Annotated in this window: 16 protein-coding genes; 7 read left to right on the forward strand and 9 right to left on the reverse strand. The window is 71.7% G+C overall.

Annotated elements, in window-relative coordinates; all coding sequences use genetic code 11:
* The first annotated feature begins 30 nt into the window (after positions 1-30).
* On the forward strand, positions 31-1,863 hold the full coding sequence (gene glmS / locus ETAA1_RS05950) for a glutamine--fructose-6-phosphate transaminase (isomerizing) (RefSeq protein WP_145235206.1): 1,833 nt from the start codon (positions 31-33) through the stop codon (positions 1,861-1,863).
* A gap of 157 nt (positions 1,864-2,020) precedes the next feature.
* Complete coding sequence (locus ETAA1_RS05955; RefSeq protein WP_145235207.1) at positions 2,021-2,800, forward strand: class I SAM-dependent methyltransferase; 780 nt, start codon at positions 2,021-2,023, stop codon at positions 2,798-2,800.
* 46 nt (positions 2,801-2,846) lie between these two features.
* Here ETAA1_RS05955 and ETAA1_RS05960 read toward each other — a convergent pair whose 3' ends face one another.
* Positions 2,847-4,124 (reverse strand): L-lactate MFS transporter, encoded by a 1,278-nt coding sequence (locus tag ETAA1_RS05960; RefSeq protein ID WP_145235209.1) that lies wholly within the window; start codon positions 4,122-4,124, stop codon positions 2,847-2,849.
* An 83-nt stretch (positions 4,125-4,207) separates the two neighbouring features.
* Between ETAA1_RS05960 and ETAA1_RS05965 the strand changes: the two genes are divergently transcribed.
* The 3 genes from ETAA1_RS05965 to ETAA1_RS05975 all read left to right on the forward strand — a co-directional run bounded on the left by ETAA1_RS05965 (position 4,208) and on the right by ETAA1_RS05975 (position 10,295).
* On the forward strand, positions 4,208-5,179 hold the full coding sequence (locus tag ETAA1_RS05965; protein WP_145235211.1) for an SMP-30/gluconolactonase/LRE family protein: 972 nt from the start codon (positions 4,208-4,210) through the stop codon (positions 5,177-5,179).
* 75 nt (positions 5,180-5,254) lie between these two features.
* Positions 5,255-8,803, forward strand: coding sequence for a PVC-type heme-binding CxxCH protein (locus ETAA1_RS05970; RefSeq protein ID WP_145235213.1), 3,549 nt, complete (start codon positions 5,255-5,257; stop codon positions 8,801-8,803).
* A 139-nt stretch (positions 8,804-8,942) separates the two neighbouring features.
* On the forward strand, positions 8,943-10,295 hold the full coding sequence (locus tag ETAA1_RS05975) for a Gfo/Idh/MocA family protein (RefSeq protein WP_145235215.1): 1,353 nt from the start codon (positions 8,943-8,945) through the stop codon (positions 10,293-10,295).
* A 9-nt stretch (positions 10,296-10,304) separates the two neighbouring features.
* Here the strand turns inward: ETAA1_RS05975 and ETAA1_RS33360 are convergent, their stop codons facing one another.
* Both ETAA1_RS33360 and mog read right to left on the reverse strand, forming a co-directional pair.
* On the reverse strand, positions 10,305-11,894 hold the full coding sequence (locus ETAA1_RS33360) for a serine/threonine-protein kinase (protein WP_145235217.1): 1,590 nt from the start codon (positions 11,892-11,894) through the stop codon (positions 10,305-10,307).
* A 65-nt stretch (positions 11,895-11,959) separates the two neighbouring features.
* A complete protein-coding gene (mog, locus tag ETAA1_RS05985) occupies positions 11,960-12,496 on the reverse strand; it encodes a molybdopterin adenylyltransferase (RefSeq protein WP_145235219.1) in 537 nt (178 codons plus the stop codon).
* Between the two features lie 135 nt (positions 12,497-12,631).
* Between mog and ETAA1_RS05990 the strand changes: the two genes are divergently transcribed.
* Positions 12,632-13,837 (forward strand): iron-containing alcohol dehydrogenase, encoded by a 1,206-nt coding sequence (locus ETAA1_RS05990; RefSeq protein WP_145235221.1) that lies wholly within the window; start codon positions 12,632-12,634, stop codon positions 13,835-13,837.
* A gap of 21 nt (positions 13,838-13,858) precedes the next feature.
* Here ETAA1_RS05990 and ETAA1_RS05995 read toward each other — a convergent pair whose 3' ends face one another.
* Positions 13,859-14,233: a DoxX family protein gene (locus ETAA1_RS05995; protein WP_145235223.1), complete on the reverse strand. Its 375-nt coding sequence runs from the start codon at positions 14,231-14,233 to the stop codon at positions 13,859-13,861.
* Positions 14,234-14,351: 118 nt separating this feature from the next.
* Here ETAA1_RS05995 and ETAA1_RS31530 point away from each other — a divergent pair, with 118 nt between their 5' ends.
* The gene (locus ETAA1_RS31530) at positions 14,352-16,055 is read left to right on the forward strand and encodes a serine/threonine-protein kinase (protein ID WP_202920691.1); all 1,704 of its coding nucleotides are present in this window, start codon (positions 14,352-14,354) and stop codon (positions 16,053-16,055) included.
* Positions 16,056-16,078: 23 nt separating this feature from the next.
* Here ETAA1_RS31530 and ETAA1_RS06005 read toward each other — a convergent pair whose 3' ends face one another.
* The 5 genes from ETAA1_RS06005 to ETAA1_RS06025 form a co-directional block, all read right to left on the reverse strand.
* Entirely contained in the window at positions 16,079-16,942 is an 864-nt protein-coding gene (locus ETAA1_RS06005; RefSeq protein WP_145235225.1) for a bestrophin family protein, read from the reverse strand.
* A gap of 84 nt (positions 16,943-17,026) precedes the next feature.
* Positions 17,027-18,304 carry a TIGR02996 domain-containing protein gene (locus ETAA1_RS06010; RefSeq protein ID WP_145235226.1) on the reverse strand — a complete coding sequence of 426 codons (1,278 nt, stop codon included), beginning with the start codon at positions 18,302-18,304 and terminating at the stop codon, positions 17,027-17,029.
* Between the two features lie 97 nt (positions 18,305-18,401).
* Positions 18,402-18,722: a quaternary ammonium compound efflux SMR transporter SugE gene (gene sugE, locus ETAA1_RS06015; protein ID WP_145235228.1), complete on the reverse strand. Its 321-nt coding sequence runs from the start codon at positions 18,720-18,722 to the stop codon at positions 18,402-18,404.
* Between the two features lie 107 nt (positions 18,723-18,829).
* Positions 18,830-20,488: a M2 family metallopeptidase gene (locus tag ETAA1_RS06020; RefSeq protein WP_238389382.1), complete on the reverse strand. Its 1,659-nt coding sequence runs from the start codon at positions 20,486-20,488 to the stop codon at positions 18,830-18,832.
* 115 nt (positions 20,489-20,603) lie between these two features.
* Positions 20,604-21,509: a UbiA family prenyltransferase gene (locus ETAA1_RS06025; protein ID WP_145235232.1), complete on the reverse strand. Its 906-nt coding sequence runs from the start codon at positions 21,507-21,509 to the stop codon at positions 20,604-20,606.

Genomic DNA, 21,509 nt, shown 5'->3' on the forward strand with positions numbered 1-21,509 from the left:
GCCGCGCCCACACGCGGATGGAGCCACGTCATGTGCGGGATCGTCGGGTTCACCGGCACGCGGGAGGCGTCGCCGGTGCTGCTGGAAGGGTTGCGCCGCCTCGAGTACCGCGGCTACGACAGCGCCGGCCTCGTCACCGGCACCGGGGCCGACTTCCACCTGCGGAAGAAGGCCGGCCGGCTCGCCGAGTTGGCCCGCGAAGTGATCGCCCGGCCGGCGCCCGGGTGCTACGGCATCAGCCACACCCGCTGGGCCACGCACGGCGGCGCGACCGACCGCAACGCCCACCCGCACCTCAGTACCGACCACGACATCGCCGTCGTCCACAACGGCGTCATCGAGAACTACGCCGCCCTCAAGCAGCAGCTCGTCGCCGACGGCGTCGCGTTCCGCAGCGACACCGACACCGAAGTGCTGGCCCACCTCATCGCCCGCTGCTACGACGGCGACCTGCTCCAGGCCGTGCTGCAAGCGACGGCGATGGTGAAGGGCACGTACGGCCTCGCGGTGATGAGCCGCGCCGAACCCGGCGTCATCGTCGGCGCCCGGCTCGGCAGCCCGCTCGTCGTCGGCATCGGCGCCGACGGCCACTACCTCGCCTCGGACGCGTCGGCGCTGGCGGGCTTCGCAGAAAAAGTGGTTCACCTCGGCGACCGGCAGGTCGTGCAGCTCGACGAGACGGGGTACGTCGTCCGCACCCGCGACTTCGACGCGGTGGACATGCCGGCGCTCGACATCGCCGGCTTCCTCGGCGACGGCGACGCCGAGCTGGGCGACTTCCCGCACTACATGCTGAAGGAGATTTACGAGCAGCCGGAGGCGCTGGAGAACGCCATGCGCGGCCGGCTCGACGTGGGCGACGCGACGGCCCACTTCGGCGGCCTGAACCTGTCGGCGCAGCAGCTGCGGCAGATCGACCGCGTCATCTTCACCGCCTGCGGCACGAGCTACCACGCGGGAATGGTCGGCGAGTACCTGTTCGAGGAGCTCGCGCGGGTGCCGGCCGAGGTGGAGTACGCCAGCGAGTTCCGCTACCGCAACCCGCCGATCGACCGGAACACGCTGATCTTCGCCATCACCCAGAGCGGCGAGACGGCCGACACCCTGGCCGCGCTCCGCGAGAGCAAGCGGATGGGGCACACCACGCTGGCCATCTGCAACGTGGTCGGCAGCAGCATCGCCCGCGAGGCGGACGGCGGCGTGTACCTGCACGCCGGCCCCGAGGTGGGCGTGGCGAGCACGAAGGCGTTCACCACGCAGTGCGCCGTGCTGGCGATGCTGGCCCTGTACCTCGGCCGCAGCCGGCACCTGTCGGCGGCGCAGGGCGAGAAGATCATCGCGGACCTGCAAGCGCTTCCCGACGTGCTGCGCGAGACGCTGCGGTGCCACGACCGGGTGAAGGCCATCGCCGCGAAGTACGCCGACGCGCGGAACGTGCTGTACCTCGGCCGGCAGTACCTGTACCCGGGCGCCCTCGAAGGGGCGCTGAAGCTGAAGGAGATCAGCTACATCCACGCCGAGGGTTACCCGGCGGCGGAGATGAAGCACGGGCCGATCGCGCTGGTGGACGAGCAGACGCCGAGCGTGTTCCTGGTGCCGCGGGGGGCGGTGTTCGACAAGGTGATGTCGAACATGCAGGAGATCAAGGCCCGCGGCGGCCCGGTGATCGCGGTGGCGAGCCACGGCGACCGCGAGGTGGCCGCCGTCGCCGACGACGTGATTCCCGTCCCGGACGTGCCCGAGTACTTGCAGCCGATCGTGACGGCGATCCCGCTGCAGTTGCTGGCCTACGAGATCGCGCTGCTGTGCGGCTGCGACGTGGACAAGCCGCGGAACCTGGCCAAGAGCGTGACGGTGGAGTGACGGCGGGACCGGAGGTTGGCCACATAAAGGCACGAAAAGACACAAAAAGGAAGACCGAGCCAAGAACCGGACTGTTCTTTGCCTTGATCCCTTTTTGTGTCTTTTCGTGCCTCTTTGTGGCGATACTGCTTGGCTTTGGTTCTGTATCCCACTCTACATGCTTCCCGACTGGCAGCTTCCCGCCGGCGTCGATCGCGGTTTGTGGGACTACCTCCGCGCCGCCGACATGGTCGCCGGGTACGACGCCCAAATGGCCGCGTCGCCGCTTGCCCGCGCGGATGTCGCGTTCTGCGAACGAGCCTTCCCGACGCCCGGCCGGCTCATCGACCTGGGCTGCGGCACCGGCCGGCTGTGCGTCCACTTCGCGGCGAAGGGGTACGCCTGCGTCGGCGTCGACCTGTCGGAGCCGATGCTGGCGCAGGCCCGTGCGAATGCCGCGGCGGCCGGGGTGAGCGTCGAGTGGAAGGCCGCGAATCTCGTCGAGCTCGGCGAGCTGTCCGGTGGGTCGTTCGACTACGCGGCGTGTCTGTTCAGCACACTCGGCATGGTCCGCGGCGCGGAGAACCGCGCAAAGGTGGTCGCCAACGCCTTTCGGCTGCTGAAGCCGGGCGGGCAGTTCGTGCTGCACGTCCACAACCGCTACTTCCGCGGGCTGGGTAGCGGTGTCGTGTGGCGGCAGCGCTGGCGCACGCTGCTGGGCCGCGCCGACGCCGGCGACGTGACGATGCCGCAGGCCTACGGCGGGGCGCCGCTGACGCTCCACCACTTCACCCGCCGCGGCGCCGTGCGACTGCTGGAAGCGGCGGGCTTTCGGGTGGTCGAGGTGGCGGCGGTTGGCGTGGACGGCGCGCCGGCGCGGGGCGCGTATGGGTATCTCATGCTGGCCGAGCGGGGCCGCGTCAGCGCCCCGTGCGACGGCGCTGTGAACCACGTTTGACGTGATCGAATCGCGTCGGCACGGGGGGGCGCTCAAGCGACCCCGCTCAACTCGGCTTCACGACAAACCGACTCCCCACCACCGCCGCGACGAGCAGCCCGCCCGACAGATAGAACGCGCCGTCGAGCGTGCCGGTGGCGTCCTTGATGAACCCGGCGATCTGCGGGACGAAGAACGCGATCCCCCAGCCGAGGAACACCAGCCCGTAGTTCAGGCCCAGGTTCTTCGCGCCGAAGAAGTCGGCCGTCCACGCCGGCATCAGGGCCAGCGTCCCGCCGTACTGCCAGTACACCACGCCGACCATGAGGAACAGCAACCACACGTTCTCGGCGGCGATCACGGCCGGCAGCGCGAAAAGGCACCCCGCGGCAGCCAGGCCGTTCAGGCCGAAGGCGTTCACCCGACCGACGCGGTCCGAGTAGGTGCCGGTGCCAACCCGGCCGCTCGCGTTCACGATGCCGCCGTAGGCCGCCAGCAGCCAGGCGTTCGCGGCGAAGAAGGCGATGCCGCTCGCCGTCTTGTTCAGGATCGGGGCCGCGTTGGCGATCACCAACAGCCCCGCCTGCGCCGACCCGACGAACAGGGCGACCAGCGCCGGGAACTGCCACGTCCGCACCACCTGCGACGCCGGCACGTCCGCGATCGCGGGCTTCGCAGCGGCCGCGCTGCCGACGGCCGCGCCCGGCGGCACGTAGTCACTCGGCGGCATCTTCAGGAACTGCGCGGCGAGAACGATGACGGTGGCGAACAGGACGCCGAGGGCGACGAAGCTGGTGGTCAGCCCGCCTTCGGCGATTAACTGCTTTGCCAGCGGGGCGATGTACACCGCGGCCCCGCCGTAGCCGCCGACGACGAGCCCGACGATCAGCCCGCGACGGTGCGGCCCGAACCAGCGCACGGCCGCCGGCGTTGCCGCCGCGTACCCGAGCCCCATGCCGATGCCCCCCAACAGCCCGAATCCGACGACCAGGCCGAGGTAGCTCTTCATCACGCCGGCGACGACGCACCCGAGGCCGAGGCAGAGCCCGGCGAGGGTGGCGCCGGCGCGCGGGCCGTAGCGGTCCTGGAGCCGTCCGCCGGGGATCATGAACAGGGCGAACGTGAACCCGCAGATGGCGTAGGCCCACGTCGCCTCGGCGTCCGACAGGTAGTGCCAGCCGGCGTTCGCGCCGGTCATCGGGTCGCCGGGCGAGCTTCCCTTCGGGGCGAGGAGCGCGCCCTTCCAGACGCTCCACGCGTAGAGGATGCCGAGGCACAGGTTCACCGCCACGCCGGCCCCGGTGACCACCCACGCCCGGCCCGGCACCCGCCCCGGCTGTCCCATCGCGTACTCCTGGGAGAAGGGGACACGATACCACACCGCGGCCCGAGCGGATACACTTCGCTCACCTCCCGGAGGCCCGCCGCATGCGCCCGCTCGTCCTCTCGCTGCTCGTCCTCCCCGCCGCGTTCGCGCAAGACGCCGACCCGATCTTCGAACCCGGCGCGAAGCTCACCGTCCTCGCCGCGAAGGACTCGGCCGGCGAAGGCCCGGCGTGGGACCCCGAACTCGGCGTCCTCACCAGCGGACACGCCGGCGTACACCGCTTCTCGCCCGACGGCACCTCGTCGGTCTGGCGCGAGAAGGCCGGCACCAACGGCCTCCTGTTCGACCGCCAGGGCCGGCTCATCGCCTGCGAGCCGGTGGCGCGCCGCGTCACCCGCACCGACCGCGACGGCAAGGTGACCGTGCTCACCGACTCGTTCGGCGGCAAGAAGTACAACCAGCCGAACGACCTGACCGTGGACTCGAAGGGCCGCGTCTACTTCTCCGACCCGCGCTACGGCCCGCGCGACGACATGCAACAGCGCGATGCCGCCGGCAACACCATCGAGGGCGTCTACCGCATCGACCCGGACGGCCGCGTTCACCGCGTGATCGGCCGCGAAGTCGAACGCGCCAACGGCGTGCTCGTGTCGGCGGACGACAAGTTCCTGTTCGTGGCGGACAACAACAACGGCGTCGGCGGCGCCCGCAAGCTGTGGCGGTTCGACCTGAAGCCGGACGGCACGGTCGGCGACAAGAAGCTGCTGTACGACTGGGGCACCGGCCGCGGCCCGGACGGCGTGAAGCAAGACGCGAAGGGTCGGCTGTACGTCGCCGGCGGGCTGAACAAGCCGAACCCGCCCGCCGAGCCCGCCGCCGACGTGAAGGGCGGCATCTACGTCATCGACCCCGCCGACGGGAAGAAGCTGGCGTTCCTTCCGGTGCCGACGGACGAGGTGACGAACTGCGCCTTCGGCGGCGCCGACCGGCGGACGCTGTACGTGACCGGTGGCGGCGTGTTGTACTCGACCCGCACCACGACGCCGGGCCGCGTGCTATGGCCGGTGCGGTAACGGCCCCGATTTCCACCCGCCCACGGATCGGGTACACTACCCGCCCACCCCCCGCGCCTCCCGGGAAACCTCCCCATGACCCGTTGGCTCGCCGCCGCCCTCCTGCTGATCGCCGCCGGCCCCGCCGCCGCGCAGCTGCCGCCCGACAAAACCCTCGCCTCCATGAAGGTTGCCGACGGCCTCCAGGTCGAGCTGTTCGCCCACGAACCGATGGTCATCAACCCGACCAACCTCGACGTGGACCACAAGGGCCGCGTCTGGGTCGCCGAGGCCGTGAACTACCGCCGCAAGGGGTTCGGCCGCCCGATGCTCCGCAACGAGGGCGACCGCATCCAGGTGCTCATCGACGAGACGGGCGCCGGCAAGGCCACGAAAGCCGTCACGTTCTACCAGGGGCAGGAACTGTACGGGCCGCTCAGCGTCACGGTCATCCCGCAGGCCGACGGCAAGGTGTTGCGGGTGCTCGTCTGCCAGTCGCCGGACATCCTCGAATTCTGGGACAAGGACGGCGACCTGAAGGCCGACGGCCCGCCGACGAAGTTCCTCACCGGCTTCCGCGGCTTCGACCACGACCACGGCGTCCACGGCCTCACCGTCGGCCCGGACGGCAAGCTGTACTTCACCGTCGGCGACAGCGGCGTGGGCGGGTTGCAGTCGAAGGACGGCAAGGGGCGCAAGTGGGAGTCGAACACCACCGACTGCCGCGCCGGTACCGTGTGGCGGTGCGACCAGGACGGCACCAACCTCGAACTCGTGGCCCACAACTTCCGCAACAACTACGAGGCCTGCGTCGACTCGTTCGGCGAGGTGTGGCTGAGCGACAACGACGACGACGGCAACCAGCAGACGCGCATCTGCTACGTGATGCCCGGCGGCAACTACGGCTACAACCCGCGCGGCCCCGGCCAGACGCACTGGCACGAGGAGCAGCCGGGGATCGTCCACAAGGCGATGCGGACGGGGTTCGGCAGCCCGACCGGGATCACGTTCTACGAGGGCTCGCTGCTGCCGGAGAAGTACCGCGGCCACCTGCTCCACTGCGACGCCGGGCCGCGCGAGGTGCGGGCGTTCTTCCGCAAGCCGAAGGGCACCGGCTACGAGCTGGACAAGGAGGTGATCCTGACCAGTTCCGACACCTGGTTCCGCCCGAGCGGCGTGCGGGTGGCGCCGGACGGCAGCGTGTTCGTGTGCGACTGGTACGACCCCGGCGTCGGCGGCCACGGCATGGGCGACTGGAAGATGGGCCGCGTCTTCCGCATCTACCCGTCCGGCCACGACGGCTACAAGGTGCCGGAGGTGAAGCTCGACACGAAGGAGGGCGTGCTGGCGGCGCTCGGCTCGCCCAACCAGGCAACGCGCACAGCGGTGCTTACGAAGCTAGAATCCATGCCACCCGCTGCCGCGGTTGGACAGGTAGTGGATGGACTAACACGCTCGTCAACGATCTCTCAGGCCCGGGCGTTCTTTACATTGGATCAACTAACCGCTCGCCGACGAGACGGCCAGCAAGCCAATCTGCCAGCCGGGGCAGAGGCCAAGCTGGTAGACTTTCTCCGATTTAAGGCAGAAGACCGCCAATTCGGAACGGCCATGGCCCGCACCCAAGCCATGGACAAGTATCCCCTCGGCTTCGGGTCCGGCGAGGAGCAAGATTGGACGAAGTGGGTCGAAACACGTGACCCCGCTATGGTCCGGGAATTCCTGGTCACACTGCGGTTGGTTCCGACCCAATACGCGAAGAAGTATGTGCCGCTCGCTGCCAAGAGGTACGACGGCCAGGATCACTTCTACCGGGCCGCGCTGAACATCGCCTGCGGCACCGACCCGGCCCGGCGCGACGCCATCCTCGCCGACTTCGACAAGCACTTCCCGACGTGGGACGACAAGGTCGCCGACCTGGTATGGGAGCTGCGGCCGAAGTCGGTCCTGCCGCGGCTGCCGGCGCTCCTCACCGACGCCAAGCTCACCGCCGCCCAGAAGGCGCGCGTCGTGGACATCCTCGCCGTCAGCGACGACCCGAAGGCTGGCGCCGCCATGCTGTCCGTCCTCCGGGGCGACGCCGCCCCCGAGGTGAAGGCGCGGGCGCTCGACCAACTCCGGCTGTTCCTGCCGACGAAGTGGAACGGCCTCCGCACCAGCCCCGACCTCACCGCCGCCATCGACGGGTTGCTGAACACCCCCGCCACGCGGCTCACCGGCCTCCAGCTGATCGCCGCCGCGGGCAACACCAGCCGCGCCCCGGTCGTGACCGCGATTGCCGACGACAAGGCCGCCGCCGCGGAGGTCCGCACCGAGGCCGTACGCACGCTCGGCAAGCTGAAGTCGGCCGCGTCCGTGGACGCGCTGGCGGCGCTGGCGAAGGCCGGCCCGCCGGTCGGCACCGAAGCCGTGAACGCCCTCGGCGGGCTCGTCGGCACGAGCCCCAAGCTCGACGACACCGCCACCAAGGCGCTGACGGCGCTGCAAGGGCTGGTCGAGAGCAAGGACGCCCAGCGGGCGGCGCTCGGGGCGCTCGCCGGCACTCGCGCCGGCACCGTCTGGCTGCTCGACCAGCACGCCGCGAAGAAGCTGCCGGCGCCTCTCGTGGCTGAGGCCGGGCAGCTGCTCCGCAACAGCCCGTTCCAGGGCGAGCGGAACCGCGCGATGGTGCTGTTCCCCGCCCCCGGTCGGCTCGACCTGAAGAACCTGCCGCCGATGGCCACGCTTGTTGCCCGCACCGGCGACGCCGCCCGCGGCAAGGCGGTGTGGGACGCCTCGCTCACTGGCGCGGCGCAGTGCGCCAAGTGCCACACCGTCCGCGGCGTCGGCGGGCAGGTCGGGCCGGACCTGTCGATGATCGGCAAGAAGGCGAGCCGCGAGAACCTGTTCGACTCGATCCTCGACCCGTCGAAGGCCATCGCCGACCAGCACACGTCGTACACCCTCACCACCGCGGCCGGGCTGACCGTGACCGGGCTGCTGGTGAACGACACCCCGCAGGCGGTCACCCTCCGCGACGCCAACGGCAAGGACACGTCGATCCCGAAGGCGGACATCGACGGCGAGGTGCGGAAGTCGAAGGTGTCGCTGATGCCGCAGGACGTGGTGGCGGCGCTGAGCGCCGACGAGCTGGTGGACCTCGTCACCTACATGCAGACGCTCCAGACCGCGGCGTACACGCCGGAGGCGTTCCGCGTCGCGGGGCCGTTCCCGGCCGCGACGATGACCGAGGCGCTGGCGAAGGAACACGGCCCCGAGAAGGCGGCGTTCGACCCGGCGGCGAAGTTCGGCGCCGTGGCGTGGCGCACGATCCGGCCCGACACGAAGGGCTACGTCGATCTCGCGGGGCTGCACGGCATCGCGGGGAAGCAGTCGGCGAGCTACCTGGTCGCCGAGATCGACTCGCCCGACGAGCAGAACGCGCAGGTGCTGCTGGGCATCGACGACAGCGCGGTCCTGTGGCTGAACGGCCGCGAGGTGTTCCGCCACGCGGACATGCGTGCCGCGGCGCCGGGCCAGCACACGGTAGCGGTGCGGCTGACGAAGGGGAAGAACACCGTGCTGCTGAAGGTGGCCAACGGCGACAATCCGCACGGGGCATACTTCACGCTGTTGAGCGGGACCGAGGTGCGTGCCGCGAGATAAACCAAGACTGAATGGCCGCAAAAAGGCACAAAAGACACAAAAGGGAAGACCGAGCCGGGACAGAACTCTGGTTTTGATCGGTCTTCCGTTTTGTGTCTTTTGTGCCTTTTTGCGGCCAATCCTCTTCCGGAGTACCCCCATGCCCCGCGTTTCCCGCCGCGCGTTCGCCGCGAGCGCAGCCGCGCTCCCCGCCGCCAGCTACGCGCAAATCCCCGGCGCCAACGACCGCGTGCGGCTCGGCTGCATCGGCGTCGGCAACCGCGGCGACCAGCTCCTCGACGCCTTCCTCACCCACGCGGACCAGCAGGTCGTCGCCGTCGCCGACGTGAACGCGCCGTACCTCCCCGCCGCGGCCGCGAAGGTGGCGAAGGCGAGCGGCTCCAGCCCCGACACGGTGAAGGAGTACCGCCGCGTCCTCGACCGCCGCGACGTGGACGCGGTTGTGATCGCCACGCCCGACCACTGGCACGCGCTGCAGTTCGTGGACGCCTGCCACGCCGGCAAGCACGTCTACTGCGAGAAGCCGCTGAGCCTCACGATCTCGGAAGGCCGCCGCATGGCCGACGTGGCCCGGCAGACGCGCCGCGTCACGCAGGTCGGCCTGCACCGACGTAGCTCGCCGCTCGTCGCCGAGGCGGTGAAGCTCATCCGCGACGGCGCCATCGGCAAGGTGACGGTGGCAAAGTGCTACCACCACCGGAACGAGACGCCGATGGGCATCGGCGCCCCCGCCGACGGGGAGCCGCCCGCCGGCCTCGACTACGAGCTGTGGCTCGGGCCGGCGCCGAAGGTGCCGTTCAACCGGAACAAGGTGCTGTACAAGTTCCGCTGGTTCTGGGACTACAGCGGCGGCCAGCTCACGAACTTCGGAACGCACTACCTCGACGTCATCCAGTGGGCGCTCAACCAGGAGGCGCCGAAGGCGGTGGCGTGCCTGGGCGGCCGGTTCGGGACGGAGGACAACCGCCAGATCCCCGACACGCTCGAGGCGGTGTGGCAGTACGACGGCTGCCTGGTGACGTTCAGCCAGTTCAACTGCAACGCCGCGGCGGGGAACGTGAAGTCGGGCACGATCGAGTTCCGCGGCACCCAGGGCACGCTCGTCCTCAACGACGCGGCGACGGTGCTGGAGATCCTCCCCGAGAACGTCCGCGTGGAGGAGTTGCCGGCGCTGAGCCCGCTGGAGCGCGAGGCGAACGCGAAGCAGGGCCGGGCCGTGCGTCAGGCGCGGATGCCGGACGTCCGCAGGGCTGCCGGCGACCCGACGCCGCTCCACGCCCGCAGCTTCCTCGACGGCGTGAAGACCGGCTCGGCGACGACGTGCCCGGCGGAGGTCGGCCACCGCTCGACGACGGCGACGCTCCTGGCCCGGGTGGCGCTCATGCAGGGGAAGACGCTGCAGTGGGACGCGAAGGCCGAGCGGATCACGAACGACGCCGACAGCAACCGGCTGCTGGGCTACGAGTACCGGGCGCCGTACAAGCTGGGGTGACCGTCCCGGTCACCCGGCCCCGGCGGCGCGGTCGGGTGACCAACCGGCGCACGCGCACGCGGCCAGCGCCTGACCCAACTCGGCGGCCGACCCGTGCCGCTCGGCCGGGGGCTTCGCCAGGCACCGGGCCACCACCGCGGCGAGGTCGGCTGGCACGTCCGCGCGCACGTCCGCCAGGGGCGGCGCGGGCTCCGCGCGGTGCGCGGCCAGGAGCTGGCCGAGCCCCTTCGCCTGGAAGGGCGGCCGCCCGGCGAGCGCGAAGAACGCCACCGCCCCCAGGCTGTACACGTCGCTGCGGGCGTCCACGTCGGCCTCGCCGGCCGCCTGTTCCGGACTCATGTACGCCGGCGTCCCCATGACCGTGCCCGCCCGCGTGAGCCGGGCGTCCGGGTCGGCCGAGAGGTCCTGCACCAGCCCGAAGTCGAGCAACTTCGCCACGTCTCGCTCCCCGCCGAGGGCGGCGACGATGACGTTCCCGGGCTTGAGGTCGCGGTGGACGAGCCCGGCCGCGTGCGCCTCGGCCAGTGCCCCGCACAGCTGCCGCAGGAGGTACACGGCCCGCCCCGGGGGGAGGGGGCCGGCGTCGCGGACGAGCGCCTCCAGGGTCGGGCCGTCGAGGTACTCCATGACGAGGTAGAAGCTGCCGTCGTCGGCCCGGCCGTAGTCGTAGACGCGGACCGTGTTGGCGTGCGACAGCCCGGTGACGGCCCGGACCTCCCGCTCGAACCGGGCGGCGGCGGCCGGGTGGGCGGCGGCCTCGGGGCGGACGAACTTGACGGCGCACGGCCGCTTGAGCAGCGCGTGCTCGGCCAGCCACACCTCGCCCATGCCGCCCTCGCCGAGCTTCCGCTTGAGGGCGTACTGGCCGACCCGCTCGGCCCGCCGCTCGGCCTCGAACGCCCGCCGCTGGAGGGCCGACACCCGCGCGGCCGCGAACACCGCGATGGCCGCCGGGAACGCCAGGAGCGCCGCCGCCTGGACGAGCAGCGGGACGAGGTCGTCGCGGAGCCCGGGGGTGGTCCACGCGGCCGCGGCCGCCGCCAGGAACGGCACCGCGGCGATGGCCGCCACCGCGCTCAGGCTCCGCCGCCGGGTGTTCGGGACGAGCACCCCGTAGGCGACAATGGTGGTGGTGAACAAGGGCAGGGTGGCCAGCCCGTAGAACCCGACGGTGATCTGCGGGTCGGGGGTGAGCCAGGCGGTATGCGCCAGCATCACGTACCGGAGCCACCCGAAGAAGGCGACGAGGGTGGCGAAGTGGACGAACTCCCACCCGCGGAGGGCGCGGAGGGTGAGCCCGGGCCGCAGCCACAGCACCACCGCCCCGCCCAGGCACTCGGCAAACGGCGGGGCCAGGAGCCACGGGTTCCCCTGGTCCGGGCGGAACAGCGGGTTGTTGTTCGGGGTGGACCAGCTGAGAACCTGGAGGAGGCCGACGCACAGCAGCGCGAGGAGGTGGACGAGGATCAGCCGCGACCGGAGGAGGACGCGGACTTCGTCGTCGAACCCCGGGCCGGCGGTCGGCCCGGCGGCCCAGGGGGCGGTGGCGGCCGGCAGGGCCGCCGCGGTCACGGTCGGCGCGGCGCTCGGGGCGGTCATCGGGTGTCACCTGGGGCGGCCGGGGCGGGCGGGCCCGACGCGGCGGGGTCGAATCGCCGGCCGCCTCACGCCCCCTTCGGGCGGAAGGCCGTCACCACCGCCTCGTTCGTCGTCAGGCGCGGCCCGCCGATCAGGTCCACGCAGTACGGCACCGCCGGCATCACCGCCAGCAGGCACTCGCGGATCGCCGCCGGCTTCCCCGGCAGGTTCACGATCAGCGTCTTGCCGCGAACCCCCGCCGTCTGCCGCGACAGGATCGCCGTCGGCACACTCCGCAGCGACACCGCCCGCATTAACTCGCCGAAGCCGGGCAGCAGCTTCTCGCAGACCGCCTCGGTAGCCTCGGGCGTCACGTCGCGCGGGGCCGGGCCGGTGCCGCCGGTCGTCACCACCAGCGCGCAGCCCTCCTGGTCGCACAGCTCCGTCAGGTTCAGCTCGATGGTGTGCAGCTCGTCCGGCACGACGCGCCGGACCGGCTCCCACGCGCCGGTCAGCATCTCGGTGAGAGCGTCGAAGACGGCGGGGCCGCCGCGGTCCTCGTACTCGCCGCGGCTGGCCCGGTCGGAGACGGTGAGGATGCCGATCTTGGGGGGCATGGGCATTCGGGAGTCGGGATTCGGGATTCGCGGTCGAGCCGAACCCGGCGCGACCCCTGGGTATACTAACCGCCCGGGAGGGGTGGCGAACGTCCGTCTGCCCCGAATCCCGAATCCCGAATCCTGAATCCTCCCAGACCCATGCGTACCTGGTCCTTCCAGTCGGCCGGCAGCCTCCTCTTCGGCCGCGGCGCGGCCGGGCACCTCCCCGACGTCGCCCGCGGCCTCGGCGCCGGCCGCGTCTTCGTCGTCGCCGACCCCACCCTCCAGAAGGTCGGCACCCTCGACGCGGTGGTCAAGCCGATCCTCGCCGCGGGGATGATGGTCGAGACGTTCCTGGTCGAGAAGCCGGAGCCGGCGGTGGAGGTCGTGCGGGCCGCGGCGGCGAAGGCGCGGGCGGCCGCGCCGGCCGTGATCCTCGGCCTCGGCGGCGGGTCGAACATGGACGTCGCGAAGCTGGTGTCGCTGGTGCTGGCGCACGGCGGCGACCCGCTCGACTACACCGGCGACTGCCGCGTCCCCGGCCCGATCCTGCCGACGATCGGCGTGCCGACCACCGCCGGCACCGGCTCCGAGGTGTCGGCCGCGGCCGTGTTCGGCGACTCGGCGCGGCAGATCAAGGTGAGCTGCCTCAGCCCGTTCCTGCGGCCCGACGCGGCGGTCGTGGACCCCCTGCTGAGCGCGTCGTGCCCGCCGAAGGTGACGGCCGACAGCGGCATCGACGCACTGACGCACGCGATCGAGGCGTTCACCGCGATCGACAACGACCTGTTCCCGCTGCCGAGCGGCGAGAAGACGGTGTACCAGGGGAAGAACCCCATGGCCGACGTGATGGCGAAGGAGGCGATCACGCTGGTCGGCAAGTACCTGCGGCGGGCGGTGGCGAACGGCGACGACCTGGAGGCCCGCGACGGCATGGCGCTGGCCGGCACGCTGGGCGGGCTGGCGTTCTCGAACGCGGGGGTGGCGCTGGTCCACGCGATGGAGTACCCGGTGGGCGGCGCCGTCCACGTGTCGCACGGGGCCGGCAACGGCCTGCTGCTGCCGTTCGTGATGGAGTTCAACCGCCCCGCGGCGGTGCGGACACTGGCGAAGCTGCCGGCGCTGCTGGGCGCGCCGGACGCGGACGAACCGGACGAGGACGCGGCCGTGCGGGCGGTGGCGATGGTGGCGAAGCTGCGGGAGGACATCGGCATCCCGACGCGGCTGCGCGACATCGGGGTGACGGAGGCGATGCTGCCGGGCTTCGCGGAGAAGGCGTTCGCGATCAAGCGACTGATGCGCGTGAACCCGCGGACGCCGCAGTCGGCGGCGGAGATCGAGGCCGTGTACCGGGCGGCGTTCTGACCCCGCTCGGGAGCTTTTCCGTTACACGCACGGCCCCGCGAGCCGGCGCGACGCCGGCCGCAGCGCCCACGACGCCACCGCGAGCGCCAGCATCACCGCCGGCGGGATCAGGTCCGTCGGCGGGTCGTTAATCGACAGGTGCGCCGCTACCGCGCCCGTCAGGTTGATCACGAAGCCCGCGTACGCCCACTCCTTCGCCCGCGGCAGGCCCGGCAGCAGCACCACCACCGCCCCTGCTAGCTTCCAGAAACCCAGGATGCGGAAGAAAGACGACGGGTAGCCGAGCTTTGCCGTCTCCTCGTCGAAGCCCGCCGGTTGCACCAGGTCGCCGAACCCGCCGGCCAGGTAACCCAGGCCGAGCAGCACCGTCGTCACCCAGTACGCGATCGTGCGCATCTTTGACGCCCTCCCGGTTCCGCGGTCTGTGCGGGCGTATACCCGCAACCGCCGGGGCGGTCAACTTCAACGGCGCGCCGCGCGCCGTAAGATGACCCGGCCGCCGGAGCCGGAACCGATGCCGGATGCCCCGTCCGACCACACCCTGCCGTCCGCCGGCGCCGGCGACCTCGCCGACCTGTCCGGTCGCACCCTCGGCGGCTTCCAGCTCGTCCGCAAGATCGGCGCCGGCGGCATGGGGCAGGTCTACCTCGCCCGCCAGCTGTCGCTCAAGCGGCCCGTCGCGCTCAAGCTCCTGAAGGCCGACCTCACCAAGAACCCCACCGCGCTCAAGCGATTCGAGGCCGAGGCGCACGCCGTCGCCAAGCTGAACCACCCCAACATCGTCCAGGTCTACGAGTTCGGCGAGCACGACGGCCTCCGCTACATGGCGCTGGAATACGTCGAGGGGCGCAACCTCCGCGAGTACCTCGCCCGCAAGGGGCCGCCCGAGCTGGCCGTCGCCCTCAGCATGATGCGGCAGATCGCCACGGCCCTGACCCGCGCCCACGAGCAGGGGCTCGTCCACCGCGACATCAAGCCGGAGAACATCCTCGTCACCAAGCGCGTCGAGGTGAAGGTCACCGACTTCGGCCTGTCGCGGTTCTTCGCCCCCGGCGAGGCGCTCAACCTCACGCAGTCGGGCGTCACCCTCGGCACGCCGCTGTACCTGTCGCCGGAACAGGCCCAGGGGAAGGCCGTCGACCACCGCAGCGACCTGTACTCGTTCGGCGTCACCGCGTACCACCTGCTCGCCGGCGAGCCGCCGTTCCGCGGCAGCACGGCCGTCGAGGTGGCGCTGAAGCACGTCACCGACCGGCCGCCGCCGCTCGCCGGGCTGCGCCCGGACCTGCCGGCGGACCTGTGCGGACTCGTCCACAAGCTGATGGCGAAGGAACCGGGCGACCGCTACCAGTCGGCCCGCGAGGTGCTGCGCGACCTGGCGAAGGTGAAGGAGGGGCTGACGCTCGGCCTGCCGCCGCGGCCGCCGGGCGCGCCGCTGCCGCCGACGCCGTCCGGCCCGCAGCCGACGGCGTTGACGCTGTCGGGCACGGTGAGCGGGTCGGCGGCGACGCTCGGCTTCTCCGGGGTGGTGCCGGTCGCGCCGCCGGTGCGGTGGGGCCGGTGGGTGGCGGCCGGGCTCCTGGCGGTGGTCGCGGCGGCCGGCGGGGCGGCAGGGTACGCGGCCCTTCACCCGCCGCCGGCGCCGCCGACCCGGCCCGCGCCCCCGCCGCTCGTGGGGCTGCCCGACGTGCGGCCGCCAGAGCGGATCACCACGGCCCGGGAGCGCGAGCTGGTCGCGGCGCTGGACCGCCGCAAGACGCCGCCGGACGAGTGGAACGCGGCCGCGATCGAACTGGCGCTCCTGTACCTCCGCGAAGGCCGGCTGGACGACGCCGACGCGCGGTTCGAGCAACTGGAGAAGGCGCCGTTCGTGCTGCCGGTGGCGACGGCCGAGGCGAAGCTGGCGGGTAAGCTCGGCCGCGGCGTGGTGCTGGCGTACCGCGACGGCGACCCGAAGCACCCGGACGCGGCGAAAGAATCGACGGCCGCGTTCCAGGCCGCGCTGGCGCTGCCGATCCCGGCCGGCGTGGCGAAGGCGAAGGCGGACAAGGGGAGCCCGCCGCCGGCAGTGGTTTGGGCGCAGGGCTTCTTGTACCGGCACCCGGACCTGGCTCACGCGGTGGCGGAAGCGCTGACCCGCGACGCGGCCAACGGGGTGCGACTGCCCCCACCGCTGGAGGCGCTGCGGGCGCCTCGCGCCGCGGGCAAGTCAGGGTGATCGGTATCACCCCCACCCGGGCGCTACCCGGCACCCGGATCGCCCACCCCCAGCAACTCGGCGGCGTTCGTCCGCACGGTGGCGCAGAACTGCTCCAGCGGCAGGTCGTCCGGGTCGTACGCGAACGGCTGCTCCACCTCCTCCGCGGTCAGCTCGATCCCTAGCAGGAAGTACACGATCACCGCCTGCACCAGCAACGCCCACACTCCGAGGACGTGCACGAGGTGCCACGGCAGCAGCAAGAAGCTGAACAGCAGCCCGTGCCGCAGGAGCGCCAGGAACGTCCCCGGCAGCGGCGTGTTCCGCACCTTCTCGCACGCCCCGCACACGTTCATGTAGGCGGTCGCGTGCGGGTCGAGCGCCAGCTGGCCGAACCCGTCGATCCGCCCCTCGGCCTTCCACCGGCGGATCAATGCCAGGACGCGCCCGGCCAGTTCCGCGGGCACGTGCGCCGGCGTCGCGGCGTCCGTCCCGAACCCGGGCACCTCCTGGAGCTTCACCCCCTCCCGCAGGTGCCGCATGAGCGCGAACGGGAAGCCGGCGACGAGGTCGAACAGCTCGCGCCGGTCGGCGGCGGGCGGGTCGGCGAGACGGATGGCTTTCAGACACAGGTTGCGGCTGTGGTTCGTCAGCTCGCCCCACAGGCAGCGCCCTTCCCACCAGCGGTCGTAGGCGGCCTTCGTGCGGAACCCGACGAGGGCGCCGAGTACGAGGCTGTTGATGAGGCTGGTGGCCGCCAGCCACCCGCCCTGCATGTCGGGGTTGGAGGGGTACAGGAAGTAGACGGCGGCGGTGTACGCGGTGGTGACGACGAGGATGCGCTGAAGCCGGCGCAGAACCGCGGCCGGCCACACCCAGGAGTAGATGTTGCGGTAGGGCTCGGGCATTTTTCGGGACTGTGGGACTGTGGGACTGTGGGACCGGGCGGGGGAGGGGGCGTCAGGTTCCCACAGTCCTTCGCCCCCACAGTCTCACTCGTTGTACGACACCGCCCGACCGAACCGCTCCGCCAGCGCCCGCCGCGCCGCCGCACCCAGCGGCCGCGCCGCCGCGCCCCGGTCGCGCAGCTCCAGCCGCACCAGCTCGCCGAGGTGCGGCGACTCCGCCAGCGCGAGCGCCCCCGCGTCGGTGAGGCCGCAGTCCTTCAAGTTCAGCTCCACCAACCCCGCGAGGTGACGACTCCCCGCCAGCGCCTCGGCGCCGCGGTCCTCCACCGGGTTCCCCGACAGGTCCAGCACGCGCAGGCCGCGGGCGTTCCGGCTCTCGGCCAGCACCCGCACCGCGCTCGGCCCCAGCCGGTTGTCCGACAGGTCGAGCCGCCGGACGCCCGCGAACCCGCCCGTCGAGGTCAGCGCCTTCACCCCCGGCACGCCCGGCAGCGTCCCCGCCAGCTCCAGCACCTCGAGCCGCTTCACGGCGCCGCTCTCGACCAGTGCCGCCACGCCGTCGGTCTTCAGTCCCTTGTTCTCGCTCAGGTCGAGGTGCTCGACGGTGGCCATCAGTGGCAGCGCGAACAGGTGTGCCGCGTCGGCCGCGGGGAGGTCGGCGAGCGACAGGTTGAGGTGCCGCAGCTGCCCCGGCCGGTCGGCCGCGGCGAGCGCGTCGACGAGCAGCGCCGGCGGCAGGGCGTTGTTGTGCAGCGTCAGCGCCCGCAGCCGGGGGAACAGGTCGGACGCGGCCAGGTGCGCCAGCCCGCCGGGGCCGATCCCCTGGTGCTCGAACGCCAGCTCTTCGAGGCCCACGGCGTGCGGCGAGCGGACGAGCGGCCGCAGGTCGTCGGCGTCGAGCGGGAAGGTGGTGAATTCGAGCCGGCGGAGGCGGGCGAGGACCGGGGCGCCGGCGAGTTCGAGCAGGTCGGGCCGGGCACGGTCGTCGAACGCGACGGCCTGCACGGGGGCGAATGACAGCAGTCTGTCACCGCCGGCGGCGACGGCCTCGGCGGACAGGGCACCCACGAGCCAGGGGAAGCCGCGGCGGAACTGGTGGGTGCGCCAGGTGAGGCCGTCGGGGAGGGGCTTGGGGAGGGTGTGGGCCATGCCCCAGCCGCGGAACACGTCGGGGTCGAGGTGGCGGCACTTGGCCCAGAGCGGGTGGTAGTCGGGGACGCGGGCGAGTTCGACCTGGGTGCGGACGAAGGCGGCGCGGTGCGGGTCGCCGGCGTCGTCGAGGAAGTCGGCGAAGACGAGGCGCGGGGTGTCGTCGTCGGGGCGGTCGCACACGGCGGCGAGCAGGGCGGCGTGGTCGGTCATGGGGAGTGAGTCTATACCGGTCGCGCGGGCGAGGGGTAGCACAGTAGCGGCGTGGCGCGAAGCCGCGAGCGGTTTCGCGCCACGCCGCCGACAACCCTCACCCCGGCGCCAGCACCTTCAGCCCGACGATCCCCCCGACGATCAGCCCCGCGCACGCCAGCCGCCCGGCGGTCGCGGGCTCATCGAAAAGCGCGATCCCCAGCACCACCGTGCCGACCGCCCCGACGCCCGTCCACACGGCGTAGGCCGTGCCCAGAGGTAGCGTCCGCAACGCCACCCCGAGCAGCCCGAGACTCACGGCCATCGACGCCGCCGTGGCGACCGTCGGCCACAGGCGGGTGAACCCGTTCGTGTACTTCAGCCCGACGGCCCAGCCGATCTCGAACAGACCGGCGAGCAGGAGAACGACCCACGCCATGACACGCCTCCGCGTGCGGGCGGGGTCGTCCCCACCGAGTTGTTGACGAGCGCGGGGTCGTCCCCGCGTGGGCGAGCGAGAGAGAATACCCGTCCCGCCCGGAGGCCTTACCGCCCCTCGAAGTCCCGCGCGAACGCCGCCGGGGTCAACTCCGCGCCGGTGGCGTGGCGCGTCAGCCCCTTCCAGTCGAGGGTGCGGCCGGGGGCGAACACCTTGTCCTTCATGAACCGCCCGACGCGCGCGTCACCCACGTAGATCACCTTCCGCGGGTCCGGCTCTTTGTACACGTCCCGCGCGATGGCGTGGTGGACCTGCGAGGCGAACAGCTGGCCCATCATGTAGTTGTGGTAGTACACCGGCGCCGAGCAGACGTGAATCTTGCTCGCGAAGTCGGGGGCGTTACGGTTCGCCGGCTTCTTCACCCCCTGGTACCGCTCCACCAGGTCCCACCACAGCTTGTTCAGGTCCTGCGCCGGGTTCTCGTACATCCCCTTCTCGAACCGCAGCATCACCTGGCACCACCGGCTGAAGATCAGCAGCTGGTTCCGCCGCGTCCGGCTCGCGGCCTCCTCGAACGCGACCGGCGTGGCCAGCGGCAGGCCCATCTTCTCGATCCACGCCCGCGACTTGCTGAACCGCTCGAACTGCATCGCCACGCCCTCGGTGCTGAGGATGTGCGCCTCCGCCCGCAGCACGTACGGCAGCTTGTTCGGGATGTTCTTGCTGCTGTACACCGCGTGCCCGAGCTCGTGGAGCATCGTGCCCGCCCAGTACTCGTTCGGCTGGATGTTGGCGAGCACCCGCACGTCGCCCTCGCGGTCGATGTCCGTGCAGAAGGCGTGCGGGCTCTTGCCGGGCTTCTCCTGAAGGTCGCTCCGGACGAGTACGTCGTCGATCGGCAGCCCGATGCCGCGGTAGAAGTCGGAGCAGAGCTTGGGAATGTCCGCCCGCACGAACGGCGCGTCGAGGTTGGCCTCGAACACGGTCGGCGCTTCCTGGAAGAACGGGTCGTGGTAGTGCCACGCCTGGAGGGCGTTGGCCGCGACGCCGTACCGCTTGGCGAGCCGCTCGTCGATCTCGGCCTTGGCCGCCTCGAACGGCCCCTTCGTGAGCGCGTCCAGGTCGTCGAACAGCTTGATCAGCTCGGCGCCGTCCTGCTCGCTGAGCTTCAGTTGCAGCGCGTGGTAGTTGGCGAACCCGAGCGCCTTCGCGGCCTCGTTCCGCAGCCCGACCAGCTCCTTGAGGTCGTTCTCGACGACGGCCCCGACGCGCTTGCTGGCCTCCCACACGGCCTGCCGCTGGGCCGAGTCGTTGGAGTTCTTCAGGACGTTCCGCACGTCGCTGTCCGACAACTCGCGGCCGTCCACCCGCGCGCGGAAGACGTTGAACTGCTGCTCGACGGCGTTCGCCTTGCCGGTGATGCGGCGGAGCAGGTCCGGGGCGACCTGCTTCTCCAGGTACGCGAGGTACAGCAGCTCGACCTGCCGGGCGAGGATGGGGTCTTGAATCTGGTTGGCGTCCTTGGCCGTCTTCAGCGCCCGCAGCCGGCCGAAGGTGGCGCGGTCGGCGAGGGCGGCGTCGATGGCGTTCTGCGCCTCTTCCTTCTTCTTGAAGTCGTCGTCGCGGCCGGAGATGTTGGCGCGCCACCACGCGTGGCCCGCGGCGATCTCCAGCGGCTTGATGCGGGCCTCGTGGTCGGCGATGAACTTCTTGGCGTCGTCGTCGGGGGCGGCGAGGGCGGCATCGGGGGTGACGGCTCCGGCCACGGCGGCGCCTCCAGCGAGTAGGAAGGAACGGCGGTCGGGACCCATAACAGCTCTCCGCAATAAGGGCGGGCACTCGCCCGGGATTCACTGTCTACTGGCCACTGCCCACGGTCCACTACGTCGAGTAGACCCATTTTCCGAGCAGCAGCGCCGGGGGCAACAACAAAAGGATGCCCAGCCCCGGCAGCCCGACGAACGCGACCGCCAGCACGGCGTCGAGCCCGACCAGGCCGAGGACGCAGCGCTTGATCGCCGCCTGCACCTCCTTCGGCCCGGGGCTGCGGATCGCCCGGCGGATCGGCACCCCGACCACGAACCCGAACGCCACCAGCAGGTACGGGAACAGGATCGCGCTCGGCCCCGGCTCGACCGACACCCGCGCCCGCAGCACCAACGCTAGCACCAGTGACAGCCCGATGACACACGCGGCCGCGGTCAGGTGCCGGCGGCTGCTCTCGGTGGCTTCCGTGCGGGCGAACCACGTCACGCCGACGATGTACACGCCGACGACGCCGGCGGTGTGGAGCCGCAGCGGCAGGGGGAAGGCGTCGGCCGGGATGGCGGACAGGCCGAGGAGCACGTTCAGGAAGCGACACGCGGCCATCGCCACCGGGCCGAGCGGGGTGCGCTTCAGCCAGGCGTCGTACAGCAGCACCGCGGCGCCGAGCCCGACGCCGAGCAGCGGCGACCCCGCGACGAACGTGAGGCCAACCCCCACCAGGGTCAGCACACCGGCGAGCACGCCTGCGGTGCGAACGGTGATGCGGCCCGACGGCAGCGGCCGGAACGGCCGGTCGCGGCGGTCTTCGGCGAGGTCGAACACGTCGTTCCAGACCATCCCCGCGAGGTACAGGCACCCCGACGCCAGCGCCAGCAACGCGAGCGTGGTGAGGTAGGCGCTGGATTCCCAGCCGGCGTACACGGCGGCGCCGACGCACCCGGCGAGGGCGGTGTCGGCGAACGCGGTGAAGACGTTCGGCAGGCGCAGGAGCTGGGCGAACGCGAGGAAGCGCGGGTGCAT

The sequence above is a fragment of the Urbifossiella limnaea genome (assembly GCF_007747215.1).
GTDB classification, from domain to species: Bacteria; Planctomycetota; Planctomycetia; order Gemmatales; family Gemmataceae; genus Urbifossiella; species Urbifossiella limnaea.

What these genes read in the sequence shown, in the direction of transcription:
- ETAA1_RS06005 (WP_145235225.1), bottom strand. Translation starts at nt 16,942, where the DNA reads ATGCCCGAGCCCTACCGCAACATCTACTCCTGGGTGTGGCCGGCCGCG.
- ETAA1_RS05990 (WP_145235221.1), top strand. Translation starts at nt 12,632, where the DNA reads ATGCGTACCTGGTCCTTCCAGTCGGCCGGCAGCCTCCTCTTCGGCCGC.
- sugE (WP_145235228.1), bottom strand. Translation starts at nt 18,722, where the DNA reads ATGGCGTGGGTCGTTCTCCTGCTCGCCGGTCTGTTCGAGATCGGCTGG.
- glmS (WP_145235206.1), top strand. Translation starts at nt 31, where the DNA reads ATGTGCGGGATCGTCGGGTTCACCGGCACGCGGGAGGCGTCGCCGGTG.
- ETAA1_RS06025 (WP_145235232.1), bottom strand. Translation starts at nt 21,509, where the DNA reads ATGCACCCGCGCTTCCTCGCGTTCGCCCAGCTCCTGCGCCTGCCGAAC.
- ETAA1_RS05965 (WP_145235211.1), top strand. Translation starts at nt 4,208, where the DNA reads ATGCGCCCGCTCGTCCTCTCGCTGCTCGTCCTCCCCGCCGCGTTCGCG.
- ETAA1_RS33360 (WP_145235217.1), bottom strand. Translation starts at nt 11,894, where the DNA reads ATGACCGCCCCGAGCGCCGCGCCGACCGTGACCGCGGCGGCCCTGCCG.
- ETAA1_RS05970 (WP_145235213.1), top strand. Translation starts at nt 5,255, where the DNA reads ATGACCCGTTGGCTCGCCGCCGCCCTCCTGCTGATCGCCGCCGGCCCC.
- ETAA1_RS31530 (WP_202920691.1), top strand. Translation starts at nt 14,352, where the DNA reads ATGCCGGATGCCCCGTCCGACCACACCCTGCCGTCCGCCGGCGCCGGC.
- ETAA1_RS05955 (WP_145235207.1), top strand. Translation starts at nt 2,021, where the DNA reads ATGCTTCCCGACTGGCAGCTTCCCGCCGGCGTCGATCGCGGTTTGTGG.
- ETAA1_RS05995 (WP_145235223.1), bottom strand. Translation starts at nt 14,233, where the DNA reads ATGCGCACGATCGCGTACTGGGTGACGACGGTGCTGCTCGGCCTGGGT.
- ETAA1_RS05960 (WP_145235209.1), bottom strand. Translation starts at nt 4,124, where the DNA reads ATGGGACAGCCGGGGCGGGTGCCGGGCCGGGCGTGGGTGGTCACCGGG.
- ETAA1_RS05975 (WP_145235215.1), top strand. Translation starts at nt 8,943, where the DNA reads ATGCCCCGCGTTTCCCGCCGCGCGTTCGCCGCGAGCGCAGCCGCGCTC.
- mog (WP_145235219.1), bottom strand. Translation starts at nt 12,496, where the DNA reads ATGCCCATGCCCCCCAAGATCGGCATCCTCACCGTCTCCGACCGGGCC.
- ETAA1_RS06010 (WP_145235226.1), bottom strand. Translation starts at nt 18,304, where the DNA reads ATGACCGACCACGCCGCCCTGCTCGCCGCCGTGTGCGACCGCCCCGAC.